The following is a 14,546-nucleotide window of genomic DNA, read 5'->3' on the forward strand; positions in this document are numbered from 1 at the left end:
CTCAGTCTCCTTTGTCGAGTCCTGCTTCGCGCGCAAACGCCTTCAAAGACTTCAGTCCCAGCGATTGATACTCGAATGGATTACGAACGCCCGGGTCCTGCTCGGCTTCGATGACCAGCCAGCCCTGATAACCATGTTCGGCCGCAACCTTGAGCACCGGCACAAAGTCGACGCCGCCTTCATGATCGCCGGGAACGGTGAAAACACCACGACGCACGCCCTCCAGAAAAGACAGGCTCTGGTTGCGCACTTCCGCAGCTATCTCCGGGCGGACATTCTTGGCATGGATGTGACGAACGCGTGCCATGTGGTTTTTTGCAACGCGTTCCGGATTGCCGCCGCCAAACAGGCAATGGCCTGTGTCGAGTAGTAATTTCGCATGTGGGCCAGTATGCTTCATGAGAAGATCAATCTCGTCTTCTGTCTGGACAATGGTTCCCATGTGGTGGTGATAGACGAGCGCTATACCTTGCGTGGCGGCATGTTCGGCAAGCGCTTCAACACCTGCGCCAAACTCTTCCCAACGCGCTTCTTCCAGAACGGGGCGCTCGGAGAGAGGCTTGTCGTCGTCTCCGTGAATAGCATTCGACGTTTCGCAAACAATGATGACTTTGCAGCCCATGGCTTTCAGAAGATCAAGCGCTGGCTGCATTGCAACCTTCTCATCTTCGACCGAATTGGTCAACAGATTGAGTGAATGCCAGCCGGAAACAAAGCGCAGATTTCGTGGTTCGAGTACTGCTTTAAGTTCCTCTGCAACCTGCGGAAATTTATGACCTTTTTCTATTCCGTCGAAGCCGATTCTTGAGGTTTCGTCGAGGCATTGATCAAGGCTTATATGCGCGCCGAGGCTGCGATCATCATCGTTCGACCAGGCAATCGGGTTGGTGCCATAGAGGATCATCGGTCAGTTTCTTTCTTTGATCTGAGCTTCATAATTTCTGCGTGCGGCACGCACTTCCTCGCGTTCCGAAACTTCTGGCACGGCCACATCCCACCACCAGCCGCCGGTTTCAGGCGTTGGATAAGGATCGGTATCGATGACGATCACAGTCGTGCGTGGGCTGTTACGTGCTGCGGTAAGCGCATCCTCGAGTTCGCGGATTGAGCTGACTTTTTTGCTGTCTGCACCCAACGCATTTGCATGGGCTGCGAAGTCAATATTGGATGCATTCACATGCGTCGTGTGATCGAGCAGATTGTTGAATTCGGCACCGCCGGTCGCCATCTGCAAACGGTTGATGCAGCCATAGCCACGATTGTCTGTGAGAACGACCGTGATCTTGATGCCCATCATCACAGAGGTTGCCAGCTCAGAATTGGCCATCATGTAAGATCCGTCGCCGATCATCACGACCACGTCGCGATCTGGTTCTGCCATCTTGATGCCGAGACCGCCTGCGATCTCGTAGCCCATGCAGGAAAAGCCGTATTCCATATGATAGGACATTGGACGGCCAGCTTTCCAGAGCTGGTGCAGCTCGCCCGGCATGGTGCCTGCAGCGCACATGACGACTGTGTTTTCCTTCGCCTGTCGCTGCACAGCGCCAATTACCTGCATGTCGGTAGGTAGTGCATTTCCGTCCGTGGGAGAGGCAGTGAAACGATCAGCTGCCGCAAACCATTTTGACTTGAGGTCACTATCGACCGACTGACGTTTATATCCGCTCAATCCCGCAGAAAGCGCATTAAGTCCAACCTTTGCGTCTGCCACGAGCGAGATAGAGCCGTGTTTGTGGCTGTCATAAGGCTGAACATTGAGCGACAGGAGCTTCCGGTCCGGATGCTTGAACAGCGCCCATGAACCAGTCGTAAAGTCCTGAAAACGTGTGCCGACACCTATAACCAAATCGGCATCAGCGGCGATTGCATTTGCTGAATCGGCACCCGTGACGCCCACCGGACCGAAGTTCAGCGGATGATCCCATGGCAAAGCGGACTTGCCTGCTTGTGTTTCAATGACTGGAATACCGTGTGCTTCTGCAAACTGTGTGAGGGCTTCATGCGCACCGGAATAATGCACGCCACCACCTGCAACGATAACCGGAGTCTTCGCTGTCTTAATGGCAGCGATTGCAGTTGCAAGCTCATGCTCGTCCGCTGGCGGACGCCGCCAGTACCAGACTTTGGGCGCAAAGAACTCTTCCGGCCAGTCATACGCTTCCGCCTGCACATCCTGACAGAAGGACAGTGTCACAGGTCCGCAATCAGCCGGGTCAGTCATGGTGCGGAAGGCGCGCGGCAACGCAGTCAGAAGCTGTTCAGGTCGGGTGATACGGTCAAAATAGCGACTAATGGGGCGGAAGCAGTCATTGACGCTCATGGTGCCGTCGTTGAAATCCTCGATCTGCTGAAGCACGGGATCAGGGCCACGAATGGCAAAGACGTCTCCGGGGATGAACAAAACCGGCAAACGATTGACATGAGCCAGCGCTGCAGCAGTCACCATATTGGTCGCGCCGGGACCAATTGAGGAGGTGACAGCGCAGGCACGTTTTCGACCCAGCTGTTTCGTGTATGCAATGGCGGCATGCGCCATGGTTTGTTCGTTATGCCCGCGCCAGGTAACGAGCTGATCGCGAATGCCATGCAGTGCTTCGCCAAGTCCTGCCACATTGCCATGACCGAAAATAGCCCAGACACCAGCGATGAACGGTTCGCCCTCGGGCGTCATCTGGTTGGCGATGTAGCGCACAAGAGCCTGTGCCGCTGTCAGTCGAACGGTCTTCATCTTTCCTCCCGGCGGAAATCCGCATTCTCACAAACTCAAAGGACAGGCCTCCACCTGTGCCAGAGATGCGTTTATTTCTGTCGCAGCCTATCCCAAAGATCGCAGAAATCGCGATAACGTTTTGCCATTTCAGCAACTGCGTCGGCGTCACTCATCTTGCCTGCGAGCCATTGGCGGGCAACGTCGCCCAAAATGGTGCGTCCGATGGCAAAGCCTTTCACCAGATCAAAGTCCGCAGCAATCTTGAGGCTCGCTTCGAGCTCTTCTGCAGGGGCGTCGAGCCCCAGAACCACAATGCCGCGTGTATAAGGATCGTTGCGATTGATTGCGTCGCAAGCATTTTGCCACGCGTTTTTTGTCTTCAGCGGTTCAAGTTTCCACCAGTCTGGATAGACGCCGATTTCATAAAAGCGCTCAATAACTGCCGCCGTACTCATATCATCGACGGGTGCGACCTTAGATGGAATGACTTCCAGTAGAAACTCAAGACGGTTACGGCGAGCTGCCGTGAAAAGCCGCTTCACTGTGGCTTCCTGTTGTGCTTTCACTTCGACGCTGTCGTCGGGGTGATAGAAGCACAAAACCTTCACAACATTCTCGACGGGCCATTCAACAAGTCCACCGCAATCGGGACCGAGCTCAGGTTCAAGCTCCAAAGGGCGCGAGCTGGGCCACTCGGTTGGGCGTCCGATCCACAGGCCTGTGCCAGCGGCACGGTAAAGCGCATCGCGTCCAAGACGACCATCGCACAGAATGCCATAGCCATTTTTTCCGCCCGAAACCTCTAATGCAGCATTCAGGCATAATTCCTTGAATTCACCGATCTTTTCATCTGCGGAACCAGTTTCCTGTGCCATCTCTTCAAGCTGGATACGATGGTCAAAAGCGAAGACGCGCATATGCGGCCATTCACCATTACGGTTCGTTGACCAGTGCACCTGTTCAAGCGCCAGATCCTTGCGCAGTGCTTTGTCGCGAATGCCAGTCTTGAAGAAATATTGCAGTTCTTCCCAGCTTGGATAAGCGGGTGTGCAGCCATGACGCGACACCGCAAAGGCCCCACATGCATTGGCGAATTTCAGGCTGGTTGGCCAGTCTTCATCCTTGAGCCAACCGCGCAACAGGCCAGACATGAAGCCATCACCTGCGCCAAGCACGTTGAATACTTCAATTGGAAAACCTTGTCCGGATTGTCCCTTGTCGAGATTGTCTGGGATATCGCCATCAAACACGACAGCGCCCAATGAGCCGCGCTTGCAGACAAGAGCTGCTTTTGTGACTTTGCGAACGGCTTTCAGTGCTTCGAGTGTATCGGTCGATCCACCGGCGATGTGAAACTCTTCTTCGGTGCCCACGATAAGGTCAAAGAGATGCAGTGTGGATTGCAGTTTGGTGGTTACGGCTGCGGATTCGATAAAGCGATTCTCGCCATCACCGTGTCCGGAAAGCCCCCAGAGGTTAGGACGATAATCGATGTCGAGCACGGTACGGCCATCGTTTTCACGCGCAAGCTTGAGTGCTTTTAGAACTGCAGCTTCGGTGCGCGGATGCGACAGGTGAGTGCCCGTCGCGAGCACGCAGTTAGCCTCAGCGATGAAATCGGGATCAATATCGTCTTCACACAGTGCCATGTCAGCACAGTTCTCACGATAGAAGATCAGCGGGAAATGTTCCTGATCGCGAATGCCTAGAATGACGAGTGCCGTCAGACGTTGAGGATCGGTGACGATGCCGCGTGTGTCCACGCCTTCGCGAGCGAGTTCGCGCAACAGAAAACGCCCCATATGCTCGTCGCCGACGCGGGTGATGAGTGCAGATTTGAGGCCCAGTCGGGCCGTTCCGGTTGCGATATTGGTGGGAGAACCGCCGACATACTTATTGAAGGATGACATGTCTTCGAGAAGACCACCGACCTGCGCGCCGTAAAGATCTACCGAAGATCGGCCAATCGTAATCAAATCAAGCCGCTTCATCCCATTTCTCCCTTAGTGCATGCGTCTTTTTATTAGCTTGGAGAGACCGCTTCCGATTCAAGATGCGCAGCAGTCATTCTATTTCCAATTAAAATGGATTTATTATTCCATTTCAACTGAAAAATAGAATGCTCAATGATTATTAGGATTGCCGTTCGGTACCAACAGCGACGGCGAGCGTTATGGCAAGGCAAAGTGTTGCGGAAAGAGAGCGGAACGCGCCGAAGTCCACTTCCGAGACGAGCAATGACTGCTGTGCAAATTTACTCATCGGGCTGACGATTGTGTCGGTTATGGCGATAACATCGATGCCGCGTTCACTTGCATTTTCCGCCATGGCAATAGTTTCGGGCGAGTAAGGCGAAAAGGAAATAGCGAGCAGAACGTCGCCCTTGCGGATTGCATGTTGGTTTTCAAGTTTACCAACAGTGCTGTGCAACATGGCCGGAACCTGCATCTTTTCAAGTGCATAGGCTAGATAGCTCGCGACCGGAAATGCGCGGCGAACACCGATGATGTGGATGGTTTCGGCCGTCGCCAACAGTCTGACTGCCTTTTCGAGTGCCTCTGGTTCAATCGTCTTCAAAAGGCCTTCAAGCGATGTGCGTCCGGCTTCGGCAAATTCGGCCAATAGGGCCGGAGCGCTGCCTGCGGCTGTTTCGCGTAAGTGTTCGAGGCGGGTCGAATAATCGGGCCAGCCGCCTGCGTAGGATTCGCGAAAAAGCTTCTGCATTTCTGAGAAGCCCGAAAAGCCGAGTATCTGACAAAACCGCATGAAGGCTGAGCTTTGAACGCCAGCGCCTTCAGCCATTTCGGCCACTGTGGACACCGCAATGCGATCCTGATTAGCTGCAACGTAATCAGCGCATTGTTTCAGACGCTTAGGCAGGCGGTCCGCGACTTCGAGCAGTCTTGCCTCAAATTCTTTTACATTCGCTGGCACACTGGCGGATAGATTGGCTTGTGCAGCAACAGCTTGTTCGGTGTCCATTGCCATCCTTTCAGAAACGTTCTCTTGACATCCCATATATCACAATCTAGCAAAATAGAATAAATATTCCATTGCGCTTTGCATCCGTGACATAATCAGGAAATGCGTAGAACGGAATAGAGAATCTGTTTTGTCGGTCAATCGTCATTGACCGTTTTGGGAGGATGAAGGCAATGGTTACACGTCTTGCTCTGCTTGGTGCTGGTCGTATCGGAAAAGTACATGCGGGCGCAATCGCTTCCGACAGGCGTGCGCAACTGATTGCGGTGGCAGATGCTAATCAGGATGCAGCACGTGCTATCGCCGATGCTGCCGGTGCGGAAGTTCGTACAATCGACGAGATTGAAAAGTCGGCGGATGTGGACGCTGTGCTGATCTGCACGCCAACCAACACGCATGCCGATCTGATCGAACGGTTCTCGCGTGCAGGCAAAGCCGTGTTCTGCGAAAAGCCGATTGATTTGAATATCGAGCGTGTTCGGGCTTGTCTTGGTGTCATCAAGGAAACAGGCGGCAAAGTCATGCTTGGCTTTAATCGCCGTTTCGATCCTCACTTTGTCGCCGTTCGCAAGGCGATCAATGATGGTCGTATCGGCAAGGTCGAAATGGTCACGATCACCAGCCGCGATCCCGGTGCACCGCCTGCGGAATACATCAAGGTCTCAGGCGGCATCTTCCGCGACATGACCATCCATGATTTTGACATGGCGCGGTTTCTGCTCGGAGAGGAAATCGAAACCGTGTCGGCTGCCGCTTCCGTTCTTGTCGATCCTAAGATCGGCGAACTGGGCGACTATGACAGTGCCAGCGTGATCCTGACCACTGCATCGGGCCGTCAGTGCGTTATTTCCAATTCGCGCCGTGCTTCTTATGGTTATGACCAGCGTATCGAAGTGCATGGTTCGGAAGGTGCTGTTTCAGCTGAAAATCAGCGCCCTGTGTCCATCGAGGTCGCTTCCAAGGACGGTTATACGCGTCCGCCGCTGCATGATTTCTTCATGACCCGTTATACCGATGCATACGCTGCGGAGATTGCAGCTTTCATTGATGCAATTGATAGCGGCAAGGCTCCAACACCATCGGCTGAAGACGGTTTGCAGGCTTTGGCGCTCGCTGAAGCAGCTCTTCTTTCCGTCAAAGAAGGTCGTACTGTGAAAGTTGCGGAAGTTCTGGCTTAAGCACTCATTTTCATTTGCCTTTCTCTGCAATCGACTGCGATATGCGGGGCATGGCTTATGAAATCGACAAGCTGCCGCTCGAAGAGTTTTTTGTGCCTGTGGCCAATGCCACAGCTGCACTGACAAGACTTGACGAGCGGCTTGCACGTTCACCAATCCGCGATGGTATGCTGGAGCGTATGCATATGCATGACGCGGTCGCATCCATGTGGCTTGAGGGTGAATTGGTACACCTTGAAGATATCGTTTTGCATGACGCTCTGATGGACAGCCGGACGCCCAGTCACGCGTTGACCATTGCTCATTCGGTGTTGCGTTTGCGACGACAGATTTTCAGTCGCGCTCCAGGTTGGGCACTTAGTCCGGCGGGCATGCAACAGCTATTGGGCCGGAACATCGATGTTCGTAGTGAAGACACGCGTGACTACAGTCAACTGGACGAAGACGATAACGACCCATTGCTCGACGATGTGGATGCCTTGCTCGCGCGTACAGACGCTCTGCTGAAAGGCATTGTCAAAGAACAGCCCAAACCGCAGTCAGTAGAAACAGATCCGCTTCTTTACGATGATGATTGGGATGAAGACACCCGCTTGCAGGAGTGGCGTGATCTTGTTGCAAAGACGGCCCACCTTCCACCGCTTCTGCGCGCCGCACTTATGCATGATGCGTGGTTTTCGCTTGAGGTGGTGCAACGATCCAGTTGGATAGGGCGCTTGCTAAGCGCCGCATATTTACGCCAGTCGGGTATTGCAGCCAATCATCTGCCTGCGCTCAATATTGGTCTTCGTACAAAAAGGCCGGATGAGCGGCGTTCAACAAACAGATTGGTCCGGCTCAAGACTTTTTTTGCAGCGATTGAAGATGCGGCAGAGTTGAGCATGAAAGAGCATGATCGCCTCATGCTTGTGCGCGAACAAATGCAGCGCAAGCTTAAAGGCCGTCGCTCCAATTCCCGTTTGCCGCAACTGGTCGACATGATGATGCGCAGCCCGCTGGTTTCAAGTCAGATGGTCGAGAAGGAACTCGAAGTTACGCAGCAGGGCGCGCTGAAGCTGATTTCCGATCTCAATCTTCGGGAAATAACTGGACGCGGACGGTTCCGCGCCTGGGGCATTCTATAATCCTATTTCTTCATACAATGATTGCGCAAATGGGTAGCAAATAACTGAAACTCGTTACGTCTTGCTGCATTTGCACGCCAGGCGAGAGCGAGGGAGCGGAAATTATTCTGCCCTTCATAGGGCACGATGCTTATCTCGCTGCCGCGTGTGACGCCGGCCTTGATGGCGACCTCTGGTAGCAGCGTAACCCCCATACCAAACTCAACCAGCTGTACCAGTGTCATGATGCTTGTTGCATGCACATCACCGCCAGTATGTGCGGGCTTTGAGCCGATAGCAGCCATCACGTGTTCGCGCAGGCAATGACCTGTTTCCAGCAAGAGAAACGGCTGATCCTGCAAGTCACTTGCATCAATCCTGTCGCGATTTGCGAGTGCGTGATCTCTGCGCACAGCAAGGAAAAACGGATCCTTGCCTATCTCGGCAACTTCAAAGTCATCGAGATCGTAAGGATGAGCGACCAGCGCTACATCAAGTGCTCCCGAGCGAAGGCTGTCCAAGAGAGTCCGGGTCAACCCTTCGCGAACGCTCAATTTCAGTTCTGGAAATGCCTTCGCAGTCGTCGGCAATACTTTCGGCAACAGGAAAGGCGCAATAGACGGAATGACACCTAATCGAAGACGCGTGGTTAGTGGACGTTCAGCCTGCCTTGCATGTTCCGGCAATTCTTCAATCGAGGCTACAATCTCGCGCGCGCGGTTGAGAAAATCTTCGCCGGCTGGCAGCAATTGCATTCGCCGCCCGGTGCGATCAATCAAGGTAACGCCAATCTCTGCTTCAAGCGTCTGAATGGCTGCACTTAAAGTGGATTGCGTAACGCCCACAGCTTCCGCTGCACGCGAGAAAGAACCCGCTTTGACGAGGGCTATAAAATAGTGAAGTTGTCGGACACTGATATTGAGCACGGTCTTCGGCCTGAAACTTATCCCCATCGTTAAAATCGATGGATTGGATCGTTTTAATCGCTTTGACCGATTGATGTAGAGTGCCTATATATGACTCGCAAGCAGTTAATTCTGAAACTTCTGAATTTTCTGCATAACAACGAATTTACAGGCAGGTATGAGATGCTCGGTATCGGTGACAAGCTTCCTTCTTTCAAAGTAACTGGCGTTAAGCCTGGCTTCAACTTTCACGAAGAAAACGGCGTTTCGGCTTTTGAAGAAGTCACCGAAGCAAGCTTTGAAGGCAAGTGGAAGGTTATCTTCTTCTACCCAAAGGACTTCACCTTTGTTTGCCCAACTGAAATCGCTGAATTTGCACGCCTCGCTTCAGATTTCGAAGACCGTGACGCAGTTGTTCTCGGTGGTTCGACCGACAACGAATTCGTGAAGCTCGCATGGCGTCGCGATCACAAGGATCTCGACAAGCTGCCAATCTGGTCGTTTGCTGATACCAACGGCTCGCTCGTTGACGGCCTCGGCGTTCGTTCGCCAGATGGCGTAGCTTACCGTTACACCTTCGTTGTTGACCCAGACAATACTATCCAGCACGTTTACGCAACCAACCTCAATGTTGGCCGCGCTCCTAAGGACACGCTGCGCGTTCTCGACGCTCTGCAGACCGATGAGCTTTGCCCATGCAACCGCGAAGTCGGTGGCGAGACGCTCAAGGCTGCTTAATAGTCCTCGATTGTTTGAGACAAGGCGGGTTAAGACCCGCCTTTGTTTTATCTAATACCCAAAATAGCAGATAAAGAGGGTTCCATGTCCATTGATGATCTGAAGTCAAAAATTCCGGATTTTGCCAAGGATGTTCGTCTCAATCTTTCGTCCATGGCGAGCGATGAAACTCTGACACCACAGCAGAAATATGGCTTGTTCGTTGCCTGCGGTATTGCCTCACGCAACGCGGATGTACGCAAGGCGTTTGTTGCTGAAGCAAACGGCAAGGTTGATGCATCGGTTGTGCAGGCAGCAAAGTCGGCAGCGTCGATCATGGGTATGAACAATGTCTATTATCGCTTCGTGCATCTGGCGACTAATAAGGATTATCGCACCATGCCAGCCAAGCTGCGCATGAACGTGATTGGCAATCCGGGTGTGGACAAGGTTGATTTTGAACTCTGGTCGTTGGCGGTTTCGGCAATTAACGGCTGTGGTATGTGCATTGATGCGCATGAAGACGTGCTGCGCAAGGCTGGTGCATCGACTGAAGTGATCCAGACGGCAGCGCGTTTTGCCTCGATCATCCAGTCAGTCGCGATCGCACTCGAAGCAGCCGACACCGAATAAGGTTTGGTCAATTTGAGACTAAAAGAAAAGCCCGCGTGGATTGCTCCACGCGGGCTTTTTTATTGGTGTTCAACGCTGCCTATTCGTCGCGTTTAAACGAGATGAAGGCAAAGCCAATCAACGAGACCACTGCTGCGGCAGACATATAATAGCCGACATAGTCGAAGCTATAATGCGTTGCCAGCCAGGTTGCGATGTAAGGCGCAACCGACGCGCCGAGAATGCCCGCGAGATTAAAGGTAAGCGATGCGCCGGTGTAGCGAACCGAGGTCGGGAATGGTTCAGCAAGAGCTGCGCCGATTGGACCATAGGTCAAGCCCATCAGACCGAAGCCAATGATCAGGAAGGCGAGAACGCCAGCAGTTCCGCTAAGGAAAAGTGGAGCCATGATGAAGCCGTACAGACCGATAAGGACTGTGACCACGATCATGACAGGACGCATGCCGTATTTATCGGAAAGCAGCGCTGCAATCGGGATGGTAAGGCCGAAAAAGATCACACCAACCATTTGCAGAATGAGGAACTGTTCGCGGCTATAGCCAAGCGCACGTGTACCCCAACCAAGCGAAAACACGGTCATGAGGTAGAACAGGACGAAAGTTGCAACAGCACCGATAGTGCCAAGGAACAGGCTCGCCTTGTACTTCTTGAACAGGGTTGCAACCGGAACTTCAACGCGTTCGGCCTTGTCGATTGCCTTCTGGAATTCTGGCGTTTCAGCGATCTTCAGACGAATGAAGAGGCCAACAGCAACCAGAAGAGCACTGGCGATGAAAGGAATACGCCAGCCGAAAGACATGAATTGTTCTTCGGTCAGAAACTCAGCAAGGATCAGGAAGATACCTGTTGCGAGGATGAAGCCGACGGGTGCGCCGAGCTGCGGGAACATGCCGTACCATGTACGCTTGCCTTCAGGCGCATTTTCGGTTGCGAGCAAGACTGCACCGCCCCATTCGCCACCAAGACCAAGACCCTGACCCAGACGGCAGAGTGCCAGCAGTAGAGCTGCCCATACGCCGATGGATTCATATGTTGGCAGGAAACCGATTGCGACGGTGGAAATGCCCATCGTCATAAGGGCTGCGACGAGTGTCGCCTTGCGGCCAACCTTATCGCCGAAGTGACCGAACAACGCGCCGCCGATTGGACGTGCGAAGAAGGCAATCGCGAAAGTCGCGAGTGACTGGAGCAGCGCAGAGTTGCCGTCACTTGCCGGAAAGAAGAGATGCGGGAAGACGATTACCGCGGCTGTTGCATAAATATAAAAGTCAAAGAATTCGATTGTTGTGCCGATCATGCTCGCAGCCAATACGCGGCGCGCGGAGTTTTTCTTCGGAACAACTGCTTGAGCGACAGTCATTGATTCATATCCATATTTGTGGGCTCTGCATTGGGGGAAGCCCGAGATATTGCTTTCTTAGTGCCACAAAATACGAAACCGCAAGCTTAAAAGGGCTTTCGCGTAATTTTCTGATTTCGATTGTGGTGTTTTCGAAACAAAATGAACATACGAGGTAGATTGAAGGATAAGTTCACAGGCCTTTCAATTGCCTTAAGGCAGCCTTAAGCTGAATTCTGCAACTTGGAATCACAATGACTGCGTGGACTTTCGGTAACGGTAAGGTTGGCATGAACTTTCGCAAACATTCTGTTTTGCGGATGCCATCACGCATGTTGATTGCTTTGTTCTCAATGCTGTTCCTGGTTTCCACTCAGCTTTGTTATGCAATGGCGCATGATCTTCCACAGACGGTCGCAGTTACGGACTGCCATTCGATTGTTCAGGTCGCTAAGCATGACATGGGACATTCAGCTCCGACTGATCATGGCAAGAAAGCATCCGTCGCGTGTGTTATGATGAGTTGTGGCGGTATTATCCAACTTGCTTCAGATGTTGCCTTGTTCACGCCCGATCATGAGTTTGGTCTTCCGCCACGCGTGGCAACGCTGAACAGCAATGATCCATTCGGCGTCTTACGTCCTCCGATATCTTCCCAGCTTTAATCTGTTCAGACGCTGCCAGTTCCATGGTGGCAATTGGCGCGTTCCGAAAGCCATAGGGATGTCGGAATGCGCGTTGATAGAGACTTATCTGGAGAACGATCATGACGAGTATGACTCGCCGTCGTCTGCTGACGCTTGGTGCAAGCGCGGCTGCTTTAACTGTTGTTCGGCCTTTTGAGGCATTTGCGCAGGATGCGCATCAACATATGCAGCATGGTGCAGCCAAAGCACAGGCTTTACCCATTCCGACATTAATCGAGCCGGATGCTGCGGGTATCGTAAAGTTGAAGGTTCAGACAGGCCGCCATTCCTTCACAGAAGGAAGCAATGCCGCTTCTGCTGGAATTAACGGCACGTATCTTGGTCCTGTTGTCCGTTTGAAAAACGGGGAGACGGTGACGCTATCTGTTGAAAATGGAATGGACGAAGACACAACCCTTCATTGGCACGGTCTTTTCGTTCCTTCTGTTCTGGACGGTGGCCCACATAATGTGATTGCCGCAGGCAACAGCTGGGCGCCGAAAGTTACGGTCAACCAGCCTGCATCGTTTAACTGGTTCCATCCGCATCTGCATGGCGATACTGCCAGACAGGCGCATATGGGCATTGCCGGACTGATGATCGTCAGTGATGGCAAGGATGCTGAACGCGGTCTGCCTGTTGGCTATGGCGTCGATGATATCCCGCTCGTGTTACAGGATCGCAGGGTCATTGATGGCGACAAGGTCTATCAGCCCGATATTATGGATCTGATGCATGGCTTTCGCGGCGATAAACTGATCGTCAATGGCGTGATTGCACCGCAAGCGCATGTTCCTGCATCTGTTGTGCGGTTGCGTATTCTGAATGGGGCCAATGCGCGCAACTTCCATGTGCGTTTGAGCGATGGCAGCCCTTTGCATGTGATTGCATCGGATGGCGGCTATATAAGCAAGCTCGATCCGGTTAAACGCCTGACGATCAGCCCGGGAGAGCGCTATGAGGTTCTGGTCGATTTCTCAGTCATGAACGGCACACTTGATCTGCTTACAGCCAGCGATGACAGTGGAGGCGATGATCAGTCTTTGATGCAGTTCATCGTGGATGACAAAATCAATGGCCCGATTAAAACGTTGCCAACCACACTTGATGGCCCGGAGAAACCGGACGAGAATCTCTCGGTGCGCAAGCGGTCTTACTTCTTCGATGAACGTATGGCTGAAAACATGAAGCTCATGATGGGCGGCATGTCGAGCGATCCTCATGCCGGGCATAATATGCCGGCGATGAGCGATCATGATATGCATTCGGGTCGGAGCAATGCCGATACTGGCCCCGTTTTGCAGGCACTCACATCTGGTGTTCAGATGGCCATAGCCGACAAGCCTTTCGACATGAGCCGTATTGATGCGGAAGTTAAACTCGGATCATGGGAGATCTGGGAATTGACCACGAAAGAAATGGCGCATCCGTTCCATATCCATGGTGCGTCATTCCGCATTCTTTCGCTGAATGGCGAGGCACCGCCAGTCCATCAGTCAGGTTGGAAGGACACGGCGCTGATCAATGGCAAGGCGGAAGTGCTGGTGCATTTCGATCGCGAGGCCAGCCGCGATCATCCATTCATGTTTCATTGCCATGTGCTGGAACATGAAGACGTTGGCATGATGGCTCAATTCGTAACGGTCTGATCGTCAAATATTCTGCGCGCCATTCAAACTGGCGCGCAGTTTTATAAATTCGAACAATTTGCGTTGTTGTGCGTTTACCGCTTATCCCCAAACCAATGAAGAGGAGGAGATAATGCGACCACTCGTTCTAGCTTCAACTTTAGCGCTTATCGCAGCACCAGCTTTTGCCCAAGACGCAACAGTTAAAATGTACGAGGCCCTGGAAACAGGTCAAGGCAAAGAGATGGGAACCGTAACGGTGTCCCAGGGTGCAGACGGACTTTCGTTCAAAGCGGATTTGAATGGATTGCCTGAAGGTGAACACGGCTTCCATGTTCATGAAAAAGGCAGCTGCGCGCCTGCAGAACAGGACGGAAAGATGGTTCCTGCACAGGCAGCCGGTGGCCATTACGATCCGGAAGGTTCCAAACACCATATGGGGCCAGAAGGCCATGGTCATATGGGTGATCTACCGCTCTTGAAGGCGGATGCATCTGGCAAGGTCAGTGAAACGGTCGTTGCGCCGCGCCTGAAGTCGTTGGATGAAATCAAAGGTCGGGCGCTAATGGTCCATATGGGCGGCGACAACTACGCTGACGAACCCAAGCCGCTTGGTGGTGGCGGAGCCCGGTTCGCTTGCGGGCTAATCGAATAAAAACGCG

The 14,546-nt window shown here is 52.8% G+C and carries 13 protein-coding genes; 7 read left to right on the forward strand and 6 right to left on the reverse strand.

The features are described from left to right. Position 1: 1 nt before the first annotated feature. The 4 genes from iolE to CEV32_RS03605 form a co-directional block, all read right to left on the reverse strand. Positions 2–904 carry a myo-inosose-2 dehydratase gene (iolE, locus tag CEV32_RS03590; RefSeq protein ID WP_094574235.1) on the reverse strand — a complete coding sequence of 301 codons (903 nt, stop codon included), beginning with the start codon at positions 902–904 and terminating at the stop codon, positions 2–4. Between the two features lie 3 nt (positions 905–907). Continuing rightward, a complete protein-coding gene (iolD, locus tag CEV32_RS03595; protein WP_094574237.1) occupies positions 908–2,731 on the reverse strand; it encodes a 3D-(3,5/4)-trihydroxycyclohexane-1,2-dione acylhydrolase (decyclizing) in 1,824 nt (607 codons plus the stop codon). 71 nt (positions 2,732–2,802) lie between these two features. After that, a complete protein-coding gene (locus CEV32_RS03600; RefSeq protein ID WP_094574239.1) occupies positions 2,803–4,704 on the reverse strand; it encodes a bifunctional 5-dehydro-2-deoxygluconokinase/5-dehydro-2-deoxyphosphogluconate aldolase in 1,902 nt (633 codons plus the stop codon). 142 nt (positions 4,705–4,846) lie between these two features. Continuing rightward, complete coding sequence (locus CEV32_RS03605; protein WP_094574242.1) at positions 4,847–5,695, reverse strand: MurR/RpiR family transcriptional regulator; 849 nt, start codon at positions 5,693–5,695, stop codon at positions 4,847–4,849. Positions 5,696–5,868: 173 nt separating this feature from the next. On the opposite strand from CEV32_RS03605, the gene iolG reads away from it, so the two are divergent. Both iolG and CEV32_RS03615 read left to right on the forward strand, forming a co-directional pair. After that, positions 5,869–6,873: an inositol 2-dehydrogenase gene (iolG, locus tag CEV32_RS03610; protein WP_094574244.1), complete on the forward strand. Its 1,005-nt coding sequence runs from the start codon at positions 5,869–5,871 to the stop codon at positions 6,871–6,873. A gap of 50 nt (positions 6,874–6,923) precedes the next feature. Beyond that, positions 6,924–7,997 carry an RHE_PE00001 family protein gene (locus CEV32_RS03615; protein ID WP_094574484.1) on the forward strand — a complete coding sequence of 358 codons (1,074 nt, stop codon included), beginning with the start codon at positions 6,924–6,926 and terminating at the stop codon, positions 7,995–7,997. 2 nt (positions 7,998–7,999) lie between these two features. Here the strand turns inward: CEV32_RS03615 and CEV32_RS03620 are convergent, their stop codons facing one another. Next, complete coding sequence (locus tag CEV32_RS03620; RefSeq protein ID WP_094574486.1) at positions 8,000–8,902, reverse strand: hydrogen peroxide-inducible genes activator; 903 nt, start codon at positions 8,900–8,902, stop codon at positions 8,000–8,002. A gap of 162 nt (positions 8,903–9,064) precedes the next feature. On the opposite strand from CEV32_RS03620, the gene CEV32_RS03625 reads away from it, so the two are divergent. Both CEV32_RS03625 and CEV32_RS03630 read left to right on the forward strand, forming a co-directional pair. Continuing rightward, entirely contained in the window at positions 9,065–9,619 is a 555-nt protein-coding gene (locus CEV32_RS03625) for a peroxiredoxin (RefSeq protein ID WP_024896329.1), read from the forward strand. A gap of 84 nt (positions 9,620–9,703) precedes the next feature. Further along, positions 9,704–10,231 (forward strand): carboxymuconolactone decarboxylase family protein, encoded by a 528-nt coding sequence (locus tag CEV32_RS03630; protein WP_094574246.1) that lies wholly within the window; start codon positions 9,704–9,706, stop codon positions 10,229–10,231. 79 nt (positions 10,232–10,310) lie between these two features. Here the strand turns inward: CEV32_RS03630 and CEV32_RS03635 are convergent, their stop codons facing one another. Continuing rightward, complete coding sequence (locus CEV32_RS03635) at positions 10,311–11,591, reverse strand: MFS transporter (protein ID WP_094574249.1); 1,281 nt, start codon at positions 11,589–11,591, stop codon at positions 10,311–10,313. A gap of 233 nt (positions 11,592–11,824) precedes the next feature. Here CEV32_RS03635 and CEV32_RS03640 point away from each other — a divergent pair, with 233 nt between their 5' ends. From CEV32_RS03640 to sodC, 3 genes are all read left to right on the forward strand, one after another. Next, complete coding sequence (locus CEV32_RS03640; RefSeq protein WP_235818700.1) at positions 11,825–12,235, forward strand: hypothetical protein; 411 nt, start codon at positions 11,825–11,827, stop codon at positions 12,233–12,235. 101 nt (positions 12,236–12,336) lie between these two features. Continuing rightward, positions 12,337–13,905, forward strand: a complete 1,569-nt coding sequence (gene cueO, locus CEV32_RS03645) for a multicopper oxidase CueO (protein WP_094574251.1) — start codon at positions 12,337–12,339, stop codon at positions 13,903–13,905. 112 nt (positions 13,906–14,017) lie between these two features. After that, positions 14,018–14,539, forward strand: coding sequence for a superoxide dismutase family protein (gene sodC / locus CEV32_RS03650; protein WP_094574253.1), 522 nt, complete (start codon positions 14,018–14,020; stop codon positions 14,537–14,539). Positions 14,540–14,546: the final 7 nt, after the last annotated feature.

It is taken from the genome of Brucella rhizosphaerae, assembly GCF_002252475.1.
Lineage (GTDB): Bacteria > Pseudomonadota > Alphaproteobacteria > Rhizobiales > Rhizobiaceae > Brucella > Brucella rhizosphaerae.

What these genes read in the sequence shown, in the direction of transcription:
- iolE (WP_094574235.1), bottom strand. Translation starts at nt 904, where the DNA reads ATGATCCTCTATGGCACCAACCCGATTGCCTGGTCGAACGATGATGAT.
- iolD (WP_094574237.1), bottom strand. Translation starts at nt 2,731, where the DNA reads ATGAAGACCGTTCGACTGACAGCGGCACAGGCTCTTGTGCGCTACATC.
- CEV32_RS03600 (WP_094574239.1), bottom strand. Translation starts at nt 4,704, where the DNA reads ATGAAGCGGCTTGATTTGATTACGATTGGCCGATCTTCGGTAGATCTT.
- CEV32_RS03605 (WP_094574242.1), bottom strand. Translation starts at nt 5,695, where the DNA reads ATGGACACCGAACAAGCTGTTGCTGCACAAGCCAATCTATCCGCCAGT.
- iolG (WP_094574244.1), top strand. Translation starts at nt 5,869, where the DNA reads ATGGTTACACGTCTTGCTCTGCTTGGTGCTGGTCGTATCGGAAAAGTA.
- CEV32_RS03615 (WP_094574484.1), top strand. Translation starts at nt 6,924, where the DNA reads ATGGCTTATGAAATCGACAAGCTGCCGCTCGAAGAGTTTTTTGTGCCT.
- CEV32_RS03625 (WP_024896329.1), top strand. Translation starts at nt 9,065, where the DNA reads ATGCTCGGTATCGGTGACAAGCTTCCTTCTTTCAAAGTAACTGGCGTT.
- CEV32_RS03630 (WP_094574246.1), top strand. Translation starts at nt 9,704, where the DNA reads ATGTCCATTGATGATCTGAAGTCAAAAATTCCGGATTTTGCCAAGGAT.
- CEV32_RS03635 (WP_094574249.1), bottom strand. Translation starts at nt 11,591, where the DNA reads ATGACTGTCGCTCAAGCAGTTGTTCCGAAGAAAAACTCCGCGCGCCGC.
- CEV32_RS03640 (WP_235818700.1), top strand. Translation starts at nt 11,825, where the DNA reads ATGACTGCGTGGACTTTCGGTAACGGTAAGGTTGGCATGAACTTTCGC.
- cueO (WP_094574251.1), top strand. Translation starts at nt 12,337, where the DNA reads ATGACGAGTATGACTCGCCGTCGTCTGCTGACGCTTGGTGCAAGCGCG.
- sodC (WP_094574253.1), top strand. Translation starts at nt 14,018, where the DNA reads ATGCGACCACTCGTTCTAGCTTCAACTTTAGCGCTTATCGCAGCACCA.